Genomic DNA, 13,001 nt, shown 5'->3' on the forward strand with positions numbered 1-13,001 from the left:
GCCAATCACCTGAAATTAACTGTTAATAACTTTTAATATATCACTTTCAGTTATCATACCTACAACTTCACCATTTTTAACTACTGGTAAGCCTCCGATACCTTCTTTCTCCATAATCTCGCAGACGTCACCAAGTCTAGTTAATGGTGTGGTGGTAATAACTTCTTGTTCCATAATTTCAGTTATTTTAGAGTTTAAAATATCCTCTGCATTATTAGAAACCATGGTGTCAAAGGCCTTGCTGGCCCCTAAAAACTCTAAAATATCAGTTGATGTAATTATACCCACAATTTTCTCATTTTCAGGATGTGGAGTTTTTCTTTCTTCTCCAACAACAGGTATTCTTCTTAACCTGTTTCTAACCATTATTTTAGATGCGCCTTCTATAGGAGTCCCTGGTGTGGTGCTTATGACATTTTTGGTCATGAAATCCTCTACCAACTCTTCAGTAAGCACTCCTGAGAAAAGTATGGCAAAATCTCTCTCTGATACTATACCCACAATTTTTTGCTCAGAGTCTACTACGGGGAGTGCTCCTACGCCTTTTTCGTGTATTTTTTTGACTGCATCATTCAATGAAGCTTTATTGCTTAAGACCTCTATGTCACGAGTCATGATTTTTTTAACAGATTCATTTACTGCTGCTAAAAAGTTATCTTCATATTTTTCATGTAAAATCTTATACTTTTCACCACCACCTAAGAAATCGAGAATATCCATGGAAGTAACAATTCCCAGAATTTTACCAGTTCCAGGATCTGTTATAGGAAGTCTTCTAAATTTATTTTTCACCATTATTTCTGCTGCTTCCTTTATTGTGGTGGTTTGGGGTATCGTGACTACATCTTTTTTAGCTAAACTCATCACATCCCCTTCATGCTCTGAAGCATGGGATTCAAATTCGATAGGGCCTCTATCCATAGATTTCACTATATTTATGGTATCTTTTCTTCTCATTGGTACACCTCTTTAGATAGAATATCCATTTAAGCACGTTTTTAATACTAAAATATATTTTATTGAATCATGATTTAATATGAAAGAATTATCTACAATTTATTTTAATTTTAGAAGATATACAATAATTAAATCAAATAATAAATCCAATAGCTTGGTTTTTCGGAGAATCAATTTAGATACGACTCTAAAATGTCTTCTCTTGCAATAATTCCAATCAATTTAGATTCTCGCGCTCTATTTGCCATTTTTTTAATGTATATAGGATTTTCAACTACAGGTAATCTCCCTATATCACATTTGACCAATAAATCAGCTGCTTCATGAATCTTCATATGAGGAACGGCAACGATTGGTGGAGTTTTCATGACCTTTTCAACTTTAATGGATCTTTTTATTTCATCAGATTCTTTAATGATTCTGACATGGCCAGAATTAATGATGTCTTTTCTGGTGATAATTCCTATCATTTTTTTATTTTTAATTACTGGAAGTCCAGAAAAACCAGTATCATCCATTTTATTCCATACAAAAGAGATAGAATCATCATGATTACAGGTTATCACATCAGAAGTTGCAAATTCACCAACGGTTTTATTATCGAATTTTGCAGAATTCTCCAAAAAGCCTTGCAATAAATCTATTACACTTACTATACCTATCAGAGTCATATTATCTGAAGACATTACCACAGGTGCCTGTATTTCATTAGCTGTTACTAGTTTCTTAGAAATTTCTTTCAAATCCATGTCGGGGGTGGCAATAACTTTAGGATGTTCCATAATCCCCCGTGCTTCAATATTAGATTTATTGGAGGAAATGTTTAAAATATCTCCTCTAGTGATCATTCCCTCTAAATGATTTTTTGAAACTACTGGAAGACACCTGAAACCATTATTCCTAAGTACAGATCTTACTGTGGTTGCATAGGTATCTAGGGAGACTGTGACTGGATCAGATGTCATTACATCTCTTACCTCAGCCATGTTATTCCTCCTCCAGATCCTCTTTGCATTCCTCACACACATATTTTCCATCAACTTGTTCGAGGTATTCCATGAAATTACCACATATTTCACAAACACCGGGAACTGGCCTTTCTGATGAAGAATAGTCTGTAGTATTTTCTAATCTTGCGTTTATCACCAATATTTCAGTTAATTCCGGTGAAACAGACATAACATCCGTTGATGTTAAAATTCCAACTAATTTATCATTTTTAACAACAGGTAACCGTCTTATGCTGTTTTTAGCCATGAGTCTTGCTGCTTCATTCAATTCTGTACCTGGATCGATGTTTATGAGGTTTTTGGTCATTACTTCGCCGATTGTTATTTCACTGGCAAGAATATCTTTTGCAACTACTTTTCTTAGAATATCACTTTCAGTTATTAATCCTTCTGGTTTGGCGTTGCTTTTTACAATTAGGCTCCCTAAACCCATTTTGGTCATTATTTGGGCTGCTTCTTCAACGCTTATCTTGGGGTCGATTGTTACTACATTTGATGTCATTGCGTCGTGTACGGTTACTTTCGTTTCCATTTCCATTTAAAAACCTCCTATCTAACCTTCAGAATCTTATGAATTTGAGGAATGACTAAAACATCCATATATTCTGCTGCATTTTCAGATATCTTGAGTAACATATGTTCTTTATTCTGCCACTGATTCAAGGGACTTAGGGGCTGGATAACCAAAGGCACCTTTGAAGTATCCGAGACTCCTCTGTTGATCTTTGAGGCTATAAGTTCCACTGTGTCCGCTTTGGTTGAGGGCAATATGACTAATTTACAATAAATATTTGCACCCTCATCTATTAATATGTTTAGGGATTTTATTTCTCTATTAAAAAGGGTATCCCAATCATTCACTGAACAATGTTCAGGTAATTTTATATCAACAGAGGCATAATCAACTAATTTAGCTATTTTAGCTAATTCGTCAGGTAAAGAACCGTTAGTTTCCAATAAACAGTTAAAATTATATTTTTCTAAAAAATTTCTTAAAAAATCTGCATGTAAAAGTGGTTCTCCCCCGGTAAAAGAAATAGAATGAAAATCAGGAGTTAACAATTTATTCACAGCATTATAAAGCGTTTCAACAGAATATTCATCACCAGCAGTTGGATTCTTACTTTGTGGAGTATCACAATAATTGCAATCAAGGTTACATCCTGCGAATCGGACAAAAACTTGTCTTCTGCCAAGTAATAACCCTTCACCCTGAATACTGGAGAAAATCTCATTTATACGGGCTTTCATTAGAGTACCGCCAGAGTTCAATAATTAGTCCAATATTTAATATGCATTTTATATTATTTATTTTTAGTGTAATAGGCTCCCTGACCTATTCCCTCGTTAACACAGATTTGAACACTGAATATTTCTTCATTTTTATTGTTAAGTGATTCAAACACTTTTTCAGCGAAGTATTCTGCTAATTCCTCTGCGGATGTTGATTTAAGTGGTAAAAGACAGCAGTCTTCAGCAGGGAGCACATATCCTTTTTCAGCTATTTTAAATTTAATAGATTTTTCTTTGGATATATCCTCTGATATAAATTCAATATCAGAACTTTCTACTGGAATTAACACCTTGTGATCCAGTTTTGAACAGATATCCCTCACAATTCCCTTAACCTTTTTAAAATCAACTACAAAACCAAAATCACCTGATCTTTCTCCTTCTACCACTACATCTACATGATAGGAATGCCCATGAATACCTCCACAAAATTCATGTTTAGGGATCATGTGGGCAGCTGAAAATCTTAAATTTGCATGAATACCGTTAATAACTATTTTCATTATAAAACCTTCTTAATACTATATATAACTTGTTAAATAAGATAAATTCTAAAAATCACTTAATATCCTCAATGAGCTCTTTAATAGCCCAAATATTTAAATTATTAGATAAATTTTAATAAAATTTTTCAAAATATCAAAAAACTCTTGTCTTAGCTATATCTTTATCAATTGCCGATATTTCACTAATATACTTTGTGCATATTTTTGTGACAATTTTTTCAACATCTTCCCTTTTTAAGTTATCATCACATTCAATTATTCCAATGGTTTTTACATCGTCAGGTGTTCCCTCACTAACCATATTTATGCCAAAATGTATTTTAATACTGCTTTTAGAACAGGTCGCAATGGAAACAGTGAGTTTATTTCCATCAACATAAAGATCATCCCCTTCCCTTTGACAAAAAATGTTGTGTTCCGCTAAAACCTCTTTAACTATCATAACCATTATTCTTTGGCGATGATAAGCCATTCTCATATCTGGTGGTTGACAGTCAAAGTGTTCTATTATGAAGTGAATCATTTCATTTGCTTTTATCTCCAAACCAACATCTTCATAGTCTAAAACCTTGGAAGTTTCAATATTCATTGGACCTGTCCATGTTACTATGCTTGATTCCTTAATTTTGTGTATTTTAAAGGCCCATAACGGCTCAATTTGACTTCCGTCGTACAAAAGTGGCTGGTCTAAATTAATATGGATCATGTGATCACCTACAATAACAATATGATAAACTTCAACTATTTTTAATTGTAATTTAAACTATAAAAATTGATTTTGATAAAATATATATCAGATATTAGTTGATTTTATTTATCTACAAACAATTCTTTGTACCCAGTTTTTGGGTCAAAAACTCTTTTAAATTCTTTTTGTGATTCCAAAATACACACTTCTGCTGTGGTGTTAATTTCGCATCCCTGTTTTAGGTGGCCTCCGAAAACCATACCCTCACTATCTGCTATGGATAGGTGAACATGAATACCATTTATAGTAATTGTTCCCTCAGCAGAAACTATCTCAAAAGGACCTTTAAACAATTTATTCTTACCATCTGCCATTCTAAGAGTAGCTACATTCAAACTTCCAACTATTGAGATTATAACTCCTGATTTTAAATTCTCATTTTTTACTATATCTTCGATCCCTTTTTTCAGGTCTTGACCTGGCTTAAGTCTGGAAGCTATCATATTTAATAATGTTACTCACATTACATTTATTTATGATAGCCAGAACACGCGACTTCATATATACTAAAGATGATCTCTTCTTTGCCACCACATCATATCTTCATCCAAAAGATAGAATTTTATCTTTTTTAAGATACGTTCCTGATGAAAAAGGGGATAGAAGCAAAAATGATGGTAAATACAGTAAAGTTGATTCTAAACAGGCTTATGAATTCTTAAAAAAGGAATTTCCAGATTATCTTTTTGATTGTGAAAATACAAAAGTTTTAATGATGGGCGTACCTCATGAGGATGTTAAAGAGATAATTCGACCAGAAAACCGTCTTAAAGAGATAATTGCAAGTGGAACTGAAGTGGAACTTTTAAAAAAAGTGGTTAAAATCGCAGATACATTTCATGAGTATGGTGGTATCTCTTATAAAGACATGGGAATTTCAGGTTCAATATTACCGGGATTATATGATACCCAAAATTCTGACATTGACTTTGTGATATATGGATTGGACAATCATCGCAAAGCCCTAAATGTTTTTGAAGAATTAAAAGATAATAAAATTTTTAATAGTATAGGGGAGGATTATTGGGAAAAACTCTATGAAAAAAGAATTAAAGATTCCACTTTAAGTATGGATGAATTCAAGTGGTATGAAAAACGGAAAAATAATCGTGGAATCATTGAAGGAACCCTATTTGACATACTGGCAGCTCGTAAATGGGATGAAATTAAGGGTAAATATGGTGAAATACAATATGAACCTGCAGGGATTGCTGAAATCCGTTGCATAGTTACTGATTCTCTGGCTGCCTTTGATAATCCAGCTGTTTATAAAGTGGAAAATGTTGAAATCATAGAAGGTCCTGACGTAGATATAACGGAAATTGCATCATTTACCCATACTTATGCAGGTCAAGCACGTGAAGGGGAAGAAATAGTTGCCCGTGGAAAGTTGGAAAAGGTCATAATGGATGATGAGAGTTATCGTGTAGTGGTAGGTACTACACGTGAAGCACTTAATGAATATGTAAAGTTACGAAAACTATATAAATAATAACTATATAATAAAAAGTATTACGAGGAGATATTGATGAATAGTGATGCATCAATTGGTGTGGGACTAATAGGTTTTGGAACGATAGGATCTGGTGTTGTAGCTATATTCAACCATAATATTGGTTTAATAAAAAACAAATCTGGATTAAATGTAAAACTTAAAAAAGTAGTTGATTTGGATATTGAAACACCCCGTGGTGTAGAAATTGATCCAAACATATTATCTACTGATGTAAATGATATACTGGAAGATCCGGAAATAGACATTGTTATAGAGCTTATCGGTGGTTACCAGCCCGCCAAAAATTTTATCATAACTGCAATGAAAAACGGAAAACATGTTGTAACTGCTAACAAAGCTTTACTGGCGAAAAATTGGGATGAAATTATAAAAACTGCTCAAGAAAATAGTGTAAGAATTTGTTTTGAAGCTAGTGTTGGGGGCGGAATTCCAATATTACAGCCTTTAAATGAAAGTCTGGCAGCAAATAATATTGAATCAATATATGGCATAATAAATGGAACTGCAAACTACATATTAACTAAAATGACTGAAGAAAAGTTAGAATTTGAGGATGTCCTTAAAGAAGCTCAAGAAAAGGGTTATGCAGAGCAAGATCCTACATTTGATGTGGATGGATTTGATACTGCTCAAAAATTGATTATATTAACCATTTTAGGTTTTGGGGTTTATGTAAAACAGGAAGAGTTTCATGTTGAAGGTATAAGCAAGATTACCAGTGGCGACATTGAGTTTATTAGTAAAGAATTGGGTTGCATCATTAAACTTTTGGCTATTGCCAAAATTAAAAATGGAAAACTTGATGTGAGGGTTCATCCCACATTAATACCTAAAGAACACCTCCTAGCATCAGTAAACCATGCGTTTAATGGAATTTATGTTGTGGGTGATGCTGTGGGGCCGGTGATGATGTATGGTTCGGGCGCAGGTATGATGCCTACAGCAAGTGCTGTGATAGGGGATTGTCTAGAAATAATTAGTAATATGAAAAAAAATGTTGATTATGGCCCAAAAATAACCCCCGTAAAAGGTTTAAAGAATATTGAAAAAGTTATATCAAAATATTACATCAGATTAACCACTGTGGACAAACCCGGTGTTTTACATATCATATCTGGAATATTAAGTGATTTTGATATAAGTATTGAATCTGTAAATCAGAAACAGAAAAGTAGTAACCAGGAAGTGCCTATTTACATGGTGACTCATGAAGCACTAGAAAAGAATGTAGCAAGTGCCATAAAAAAAATAGAAGATTTAAACGTGGTAAAAGGAGATACTATATTTATTAGAGTTCTTGATGAATAAAAAAGGTGAGGTGTTAAAAATAATTCGTGTTTCTTCCATTTCAGAATACGTTTACTGCCCTATGAAATTATATTTAAGATATAATGTGGAAGAAACGCCTAAAAACCCTTTAATGATCAGTGGAAGACTTATCCATGAAATTAGAAACGAATTTCACGAACTGGTAAAAAGAGATTTGCGATCCATTAATGCAAACATGGAATTTAAAGAAATTTTTAATAAAATATTTAATAATTTACATTCAATTTTAGAGAGAAACCTTTTAAATCATCCTGACCTGGAATTTTTAGAAAAAACAGAAATTGAAGAAATGTTTAGAAAAATTATTAATCAGATTAAATCTGAATCATGTATAATTGCATTGAAAATTAAAAGTTTTATGGATGAAACTGGAAAAGATGCCTCCCAGATCAGTGCACTACTATTTCCATCTTCCATAATAGAATATAAAATAGAAGATCGGGAGCTTGGTTTAAGGGGTATTATTGATAAGATAGAAGTGAGTGATGGGATATATTACCCTGTAGAGATCAAATCTGGTAAACCACCTTTAAAGGGTGTTTGGGAATCTGATGAACTTCAAATAGCAGCATATGGAATTTTAATAGAAAAAGAATTTGATACAGAAGTTCTAGTCGGTTTCGTAGATTATTTAAAAATAAATGAACGAAGACCAGTTGTTTTAAACTCTAAATTGAGACAAAAACTTTTGAAAACAATAGAAGACCTGTATACAATGTTTGAAGGAAATATTCCTGAAATTGATTTAAATAAGAATAAATGCAGGTTATGCGAGTATTCAGATTATTGTGAATACTTCCATGATATTAATTTTTGAATATTTAATTAAGTGAGATTAAACAGCAAAATCAAGCTCTTTTTAATTTTAATACTAAATAATTAGTCTGAGATACTTTTGTATATCATTACTTTACCTTTTTCAAATTTCTAAAAAAATGTCATTAAATCTATTTAACCACAATTATAATTGAAATAGACAAATAGTAAAATTTTAATCATTAGACTTACATAGATTATTGCAGAATTTGTGGTGATAAAATGACTAAGGAAGATCTAATGAAAAAATGTGAAGGACTGGAAGATCCAAGTGTAATGGGATCATGCAAAGTACTTTTAGAAATGATGGATGAAAAAAAGGTGGATGTGGAAGAAAAAGACCAAACCTATTTAGAAATGGCTGAAAACCTGTCACCTAGCGACGTGCCAAAAGTTCTTGAATTGGCACTTAAAGTTAGAGAAAGTGGGGATATAAAAGATCCCGAAATAAAAAACGCTGCAAGTATATTGATCAGAGCAATAGAAATGAGTTAAATTCTATTAAAATCTTTTTCTCTTAATTTTTTTTATATCAAAGATTGCTGTATCGGCAATTGCCATTACTGCGATAACGCCTGCCTGTACAGGATCGGTAATAACTAAATCTGCCTTTTCCGTTACACTGCCCGGCATGCTGAGACTTATAACTATCATATCGTGTTCTTTTTTCACCTTATCTACTTCTTCAGAAATCTTACCCCCCATAAGAGAGCCTGCTAAAACCAGTGCCCCCACTCTTGGAATTCTACCTACAGCAGCTACTGCCTCCGCCAGTTCTTTTTCTCCAACCAATGGGATTGTATCTATACTTATTCGTTCGCCCCGGATATTATGTCTATCTGCCTCAGTAATGGCTCCCTGAGCCACCATTGCAACCTGGGCTCCGCCGCCGATAATTATTATCCTTTTACCATATATTTCATCCAGCGATGGATGTACCTCAACATCGTTAATCACTGGAAAACTTTTTAAATTCTTAACTAATGTTTCAATGTCATCAACATTTTCTAATTCCAGATGAATTGATGCAGACTCATCTTTTTCTATGAATAGATGCGTATAACTGATGTTGATACCACAATCTGCCATCATATCAGTTATGTCTCTTAAAACACCGGGTTTATTTATGGATTTTATGGTAATGGCAATTTTCATTTAAATCACAGATATAAAATTTGTAAATTGATAGATCTTTTGTCCTTTAATCAGTATTAATATTTAAGGATAAAAAATAAAATTTTGAATTAATAACCTGATTTTTTTCCGGTCATTGCATGGATTTTGACTTTTATTACAGCCACAGTAGCCAGTGCCGAATCTGAATAGCCGTATGAAGATTCATTTAAATATTTACTTATTATTATATCAAAAATTTTCTTTTTTTCTTGAATATCTTCTATAAAAGTAGCCCTGCCAAACCAATTACACTTAGATATTTCATGCCACAGCCACATGCTTTTTCTAAAGTCATTAATTCTGTTTCCATGTCAACTTCAAAACAAACATTATTATTCTTTCGTAAAATATCTATTTTTTTTTACCTTCGTGTGCAGAGTGAAGATAAAGATAATCTTCTCTAAATCCAAAATTCATCGGAATTACATAGGGTTTATTATTATCTGATAAAGCTAGCCTGCATATTTTTGCTTTATTCAATATGGACGTTATTTTCTGATTTTTCTTTTATTTCTTTATCAGTTCTTCACATCTTCATTAAACCACTGCACAATTAAAAAAATTAGAAAAAAGAATTTGCTATGAAAAAACTTTAATCTATTAGATGATCTATTGTATTCATCAGCTTTCCATCTTCAATTTTTCAAGTTTGGCTTTTGCTTTCTTGAATGTGCTTAAAAAGGATTCTTCTTCAGTAATTGGAATTACTTCCAAACCTAATTCCCTGTGTTCGTCCAGCCAATCTTCAGAATATATAGGAATTTCAATCTTTATTGGCTCATTGGTGGGATTTACCACAATTATGTTTCTGTAAGGAAAGGTTACTTCAACAATGTATCCGCCTACACTAATTATGTGCATAGGCCTTACCACGAATTTCATAAAATCACTCTTTTAAAGGTTATTAAACTTTTTAGTTTATTATATCTCTGTTGATTAATATTTAATTTAGATAAACGCTGCAATAATGCCTAATATTCCAAGTATTGACGTACCGGCTACCACTGGATAAAACTGTTTGAATGTGAATATAGGGGAGAATGCACTGAGAATTGCCATTAAAATTGGGAATAATACAGCTGTACCAATTGTAATTAGAAACAACGGATTTAATATGTTCGGAGGGATTCCTAAAAACAAGGTCACATAAAGACTGGCCAATACAAATATTAGGAATCCTCTAGTAATATACACGTAAGCTCTGGATTTTGCTGCATATTCCATTAGAGGCCCTTCTATAACATCCGCCTTTGTTTTTAAGATAGCAAATGGATATTCATTTAGTAGTATCATGGATCCTATAAAGTAAACAATCGTACCTATAATACCTGCAAGTGTAAATAGTACCGGGCCATTTATCTGTTGATAAGCTACAATTTCACTTAGATAAAGACTTTTAGCCATAGCCACAGGTATAAAGAGTGTTATGTATATTGGAAATGATCCAAATGCAATCAATCTAAAAGCTCTCAAACTACTCAATTCTTCAAGGAATGACCTGTTTGTATCCGGGTGTTTAGCTCCTTTTACTACGTCCGGAAATGGCATTCTCTTGGATAAGATTGATCTGGAAAGTACTCCCATGAACATATAAATTACTTCTTCTATCTTTAAAAGCCCAACTATGGCTATAATGGAGGTTAACGCACCTAAAAAGTACATTTGAGGCATTATGAATAGTAATATAAAGAATATTGAAAGTAAACTAATTATGGGGAGTGCATTATAAAGTCTAGGCATTGGAGAGTTAGGAGTTATGGCTTCCTTAAAGAAAAATTTGATTGGAGCCATGAAACCCGGGCTGGATAGGGGAGGGCCTACTCTCTGTTGTATTCTTGCATGCACAAATTTTCTTTCAATACCAGGTAGCCATAAACTAACGAAAAAAGCAACGATTAAGGTTCCAATAACTGCTAATGTTGAAGTTAAAATTGTTGTTGAAACTGACATCTCACCACGTCTCCTATAATTCTATAATTTTAATAGCACGGTCAGTGCATGTAAAGCAAGGATCACATTGAACTATAGCTAGTTGAGCATCGGTTATGTGATATCCAATGCAAGCATGTTGCATTGCCCCTATATTTGCTATGGACGGTGTACGAATTATAACATTTCTAGCTCTTCCATCCTCTATTTTATAAGAATGATAAAGGGTTCCACGGGGTGCTTCAACATAACTTTTTATAATTGGAGTATCCTGCATATCCCAACTTCTATTAGTTATTTTACCCTCAGGTAGATCTTTTATTGCTTGTCTTATTATTTTTATAGATTCAAAAACTTCGAATACTCGAACAAGAAGGTTTGATTTAACGTCTCCATCATCTTGAGTAATAATATCAAATTCAAAAGGATCATAACATTTCATTTCTGTCCTTAAATCCCTGGCAACACCTGTAGCTCTTAATGTAGGGCCACTAGTAGCCAATCTTATAGCATCTTTTTGAGATATTACTCCAACTCCAGTAATACGTGACATAACCATAGGATCAGAAACAAACCTATCAGCGAAATTTAAAACCTTTTCTTCAATAAGGTCCATGCCCTCTTTGATTTTTTGTATTCTCATGGCATCCAGTTCACATCTAGGCCTAACACCTCCAATAATTGGTGCTCCGTACTGGACACGGTTGCCACCAATCATCCTTAAAAGTTCCATTACTGTCTCTCTTATATAAAATAATCTCATTGAAAAGGTTTCATGACCCAAAACTTCGTTACCATGAGCTAAATATAACAAATGACTGTGTAATCTTTCTAATTCACCCATGATTACTCTGATGTATTGTGCTCGATCTGGAACTTCTATACCCAATCCTTTTTCAGCCACTAGTACTGAATTCCAGATATGAATGTTGGAACAAATTCCACATACTTTTTCAGTTAACGCGTTGGCCTTTTCTACCGGTAAACCTTCCATAATCCGCTCAATTCCACGGTGGTTAACTCCGATAGTTATTTCCGCATCTTTAACGATTTCATCTTCAACAAAAAGTCTAACCCGGTATGGTTCAATGGCTGCAGAGTGAACAGTACCCATTGCAACCTCTGTTTCGATTATGGTTTCTTTTGTTGATTTATTAGTTATCCTGTTATCTTCATTCATAAAAACACCTGATGGTTTATAAATTATTTAGCATTTAATAGTAAAGGTAATGCAGCTACAACTCCTGATAAAACATCTTCGGGCCGTACTGCACAACCAGGAACTTTTGCATCAACTGGTATCACTTCTTCCACTGGTCCTGCTATTTCTTCAGAAGGAATATCTCCATGTATATTTTTATATACTCCTCCCATGAGAGCGCAAGCTCCTGCAGCTACAACTGCTTTAGGTTCAGGTATAGCATTATAAATCTCCTTTAAAGGTTTTTCAGTATGTTTAGTAACAGGACCTGTAACCACCAGTACATCTGCTTCTCTAGGGTTCCAGGTTAAAAATACTTTGTACTGTTCTGCATCAAATTTTGGTGAAAATATGCAGTTAACGATTTCTATATCGCAACCATTACATCCACCAGTATATACTAACATTACATGTACTGCTCGAGCCCTTGAATATGATTTTAAACTCATTTGATCCCTCTTAAACTTTGGATTCGTTGATTAATATTTTTTATCTAACTATCGTATTAACTAAAAATATG

General features: G+C 33.3%; 16 protein-coding genes and 1 pseudogene. 4 read left to right on the plus strand and 13 right to left on the minus strand.

Translation table 11 applies throughout. The features are described 5' to 3' along the window. Positions 1-15: 15 nt before the first annotated feature. The 7 genes from CIT01_04075 to CIT01_04105 all read right to left on the minus strand — a co-directional run bounded on the left by CIT01_04075 (position 16) and on the right by CIT01_04105 (position 4,957). Entirely contained in the window at positions 16-957 is a 942-nt protein-coding gene (locus CIT01_04075) for a CBS domain-containing protein (GenBank protein ID AXV37433.1), read from the minus strand. A 170-nt stretch (positions 958-1,127) separates the two neighbouring features. After that, positions 1,128-1,943: an inosine-5-monophosphate dehydrogenase gene (locus CIT01_04080; protein AXV37434.1), complete on the minus strand. Its 816-nt coding sequence runs from the start codon at positions 1,941-1,943 to the stop codon at positions 1,128-1,130. A gap of 1 nt (position 1,944) precedes the next feature. Then, positions 1,945-2,505, minus strand: a complete 561-nt coding sequence (locus CIT01_04085; protein ID AXV37435.1) for an inosine-5-monophosphate dehydrogenase — start codon at positions 2,503-2,505, stop codon at positions 1,945-1,947. Between the two features lie 11 nt (positions 2,506-2,516). Next, positions 2,517-3,218 (minus strand): radical SAM protein, encoded by a 702-nt coding sequence (locus CIT01_04090; protein ID AXV37436.1) that lies wholly within the window; start codon positions 3,216-3,218, stop codon positions 2,517-2,519. Positions 3,219-3,271: 53 nt separating this feature from the next. Continuing rightward, entirely contained in the window at positions 3,272-3,763 is a 492-nt protein-coding gene (locus CIT01_04095) for a 6-carboxytetrahydropterin synthase QueD (GenBank protein ID AXV37437.1), read from the minus strand. Between the two features lie 136 nt (positions 3,764-3,899). Beyond that, positions 3,900-4,472, minus strand: coding sequence for a hypothetical protein (locus tag CIT01_04100; protein ID AXV37438.1), 573 nt, complete (start codon positions 4,470-4,472; stop codon positions 3,900-3,902). A 104-nt stretch (positions 4,473-4,576) separates the two neighbouring features. Continuing rightward, positions 4,577-4,957, minus strand: a complete 381-nt coding sequence (locus CIT01_04105; protein AXV37439.1) for a DNA-binding protein — start codon at positions 4,955-4,957, stop codon at positions 4,577-4,579. Between the two features lie 32 nt (positions 4,958-4,989). Here CIT01_04105 and CIT01_04110 point away from each other — a divergent pair, with 32 nt between their 5' ends. The 4 genes from CIT01_04110 (at position 4,990) to CIT01_04125 (ending at position 8,670) form a co-directional block, all read left to right on the plus strand. Then, complete coding sequence (locus tag CIT01_04110) at positions 4,990-6,006, plus strand: DNA polymerase subunit beta (GenBank protein AXV38717.1); 1,017 nt, start codon at positions 4,990-4,992, stop codon at positions 6,004-6,006. Between the two features lie 36 nt (positions 6,007-6,042). Then, positions 6,043-7,338, plus strand: a complete 1,296-nt coding sequence (locus CIT01_04115; protein AXV37440.1) for a homoserine dehydrogenase — start codon at positions 6,043-6,045, stop codon at positions 7,336-7,338. After that, on the plus strand, positions 7,331-8,176 hold the full coding sequence (gene cas4 / locus CIT01_04120) for a CRISPR-associated protein Cas4 (GenBank protein ID AXV37441.1): 846 nt from the start codon (positions 7,331-7,333) through the stop codon (positions 8,174-8,176). The genes CIT01_04115 and cas4 overlap by 8 nt, the downstream gene beginning before the upstream one ends. Positions 8,177-8,397: 221 nt before the next feature. After that, positions 8,398-8,670 (plus strand): hypothetical protein, encoded by a 273-nt coding sequence (locus tag CIT01_04125; protein AXV37442.1) that lies wholly within the window; start codon positions 8,398-8,400, stop codon positions 8,668-8,670. Positions 8,671-8,676: 6 nt separating this feature from the next. Here the strand turns inward: CIT01_04125 and CIT01_04130 are convergent, their stop codons facing one another. The 6 genes and pseudogenes from CIT01_04130 to CIT01_04155 all read right to left on the minus strand — a co-directional run bounded on the left by CIT01_04130 (position 8,677) and on the right by CIT01_04155 (position 12,930). Then, complete coding sequence (locus CIT01_04130) at positions 8,677-9,330, minus strand: hypothetical protein (protein AXV37443.1); 654 nt, start codon at positions 9,328-9,330, stop codon at positions 8,677-8,679. A gap of 89 nt (positions 9,331-9,419) precedes the next feature. Continuing rightward, positions 9,420-9,883: pseudogene (locus CIT01_04135) on the minus strand (pyridoxamine 5'-phosphate oxidase). A gap of 89 nt (positions 9,884-9,972) precedes the next feature. After that, the gene (locus CIT01_04140) at positions 9,973-10,233 is read right to left on the minus strand and encodes a hypothetical protein (protein AXV37444.1); all 261 of its coding nucleotides are present in this window, start codon (positions 10,231-10,233) and stop codon (positions 9,973-9,975) included. Positions 10,234-10,299: 66 nt separating this feature from the next. After that, a complete protein-coding gene (locus CIT01_04145) occupies positions 10,300-11,301 on the minus strand; it encodes an NADH-quinone oxidoreductase subunit M (GenBank protein ID AXV37445.1) in 1,002 nt (333 codons plus the stop codon). Between the two features lie 13 nt (positions 11,302-11,314). Next, positions 11,315-12,460, minus strand: coding sequence for a hypothetical protein (locus CIT01_04150; GenBank protein ID AXV37446.1), 1,146 nt, complete (start codon positions 12,458-12,460; stop codon positions 11,315-11,317). 23 nt (positions 12,461-12,483) lie between these two features. After that, positions 12,484-12,930, minus strand: coding sequence for a hypothetical protein (locus CIT01_04155; protein AXV37447.1), 447 nt, complete (start codon positions 12,928-12,930; stop codon positions 12,484-12,486). Positions 12,931-13,001: the final 71 nt, after the last annotated feature.

The sequence above is a fragment of the Methanobacterium sp. BRmetb2 genome (assembly GCA_003491285.1).
Taxonomy (GTDB): domain Archaea; phylum Methanobacteriota; class Methanobacteria; order Methanobacteriales; family Methanobacteriaceae; genus UBA117.

Bases quoted from the DNA above. Each gene is read 5' to 3' on its own strand.
- CIT01_04080 (AXV37434.1), bottom strand. From the start codon at position 1,943: ATGGCTGAGGTAAGAGATGTAATGACATCTGATCCAGTCACAGTCTCC.
- CIT01_04145 (AXV37445.1), bottom strand. From the start codon at position 11,301: ATGTCAGTTTCAACAACAATTTTAACTTCAACATTAGCAGTTATTGGA.
- CIT01_04155 (AXV37447.1), bottom strand. From the start codon at position 12,930: ATGAGTTTAAAATCATATTCAAGGGCTCGAGCAGTACATGTAATGTTA.
- CIT01_04100 (AXV37438.1), bottom strand. From the start codon at position 4,472: ATGATCCATATTAATTTAGACCAGCCACTTTTGTACGACGGAAGTCAA.
- CIT01_04130 (AXV37443.1), bottom strand. From the start codon at position 9,330: ATGAAAATTGCCATTACCATAAAATCCATAAATAAACCCGGTGTTTTA.
- CIT01_04110 (AXV38717.1), top strand. From the start codon at position 4,990: ATGATAGCCAGAACACGCGACTTCATATATACTAAAGATGATCTCTTC.
- CIT01_04115 (AXV37440.1), top strand. From the start codon at position 6,043: ATGAATAGTGATGCATCAATTGGTGTGGGACTAATAGGTTTTGGAACG.
- CIT01_04105 (AXV37439.1), bottom strand. From the start codon at position 4,957: ATGATAGCTTCCAGACTTAAGCCAGGTCAAGACCTGAAAAAAGGGATC.
- CIT01_04150 (AXV37446.1), bottom strand. From the start codon at position 12,460: ATGAATGAAGATAACAGGATAACTAATAAATCAACAAAAGAAACCATA.
- CIT01_04075 (AXV37433.1), bottom strand. From the start codon at position 957: ATGAGAAGAAAAGATACCATAAATATAGTGAAATCTATGGATAGAGGC.
- CIT01_04140 (AXV37444.1), bottom strand. From the start codon at position 10,233: ATGAAATTCGTGGTAAGGCCTATGCACATAATTAGTGTAGGCGGATAC.
- CIT01_04085 (AXV37435.1), bottom strand. From the start codon at position 2,505: ATGGAAATGGAAACGAAAGTAACCGTACACGACGCAATGACATCAAAT.
- cas4 (AXV37441.1), top strand. From the start codon at position 7,331: ATGAATAAAAAAGGTGAGGTGTTAAAAATAATTCGTGTTTCTTCCATT.
- CIT01_04125 (AXV37442.1), top strand. From the start codon at position 8,398: ATGACTAAGGAAGATCTAATGAAAAAATGTGAAGGACTGGAAGATCCA.
- CIT01_04090 (AXV37436.1), bottom strand. From the start codon at position 3,218: ATGAAAGCCCGTATAAATGAGATTTTCTCCAGTATTCAGGGTGAAGGG.
- CIT01_04095 (AXV37437.1), bottom strand. From the start codon at position 3,763: ATGAAAATAGTTATTAACGGTATTCATGCAAATTTAAGATTTTCAGCT.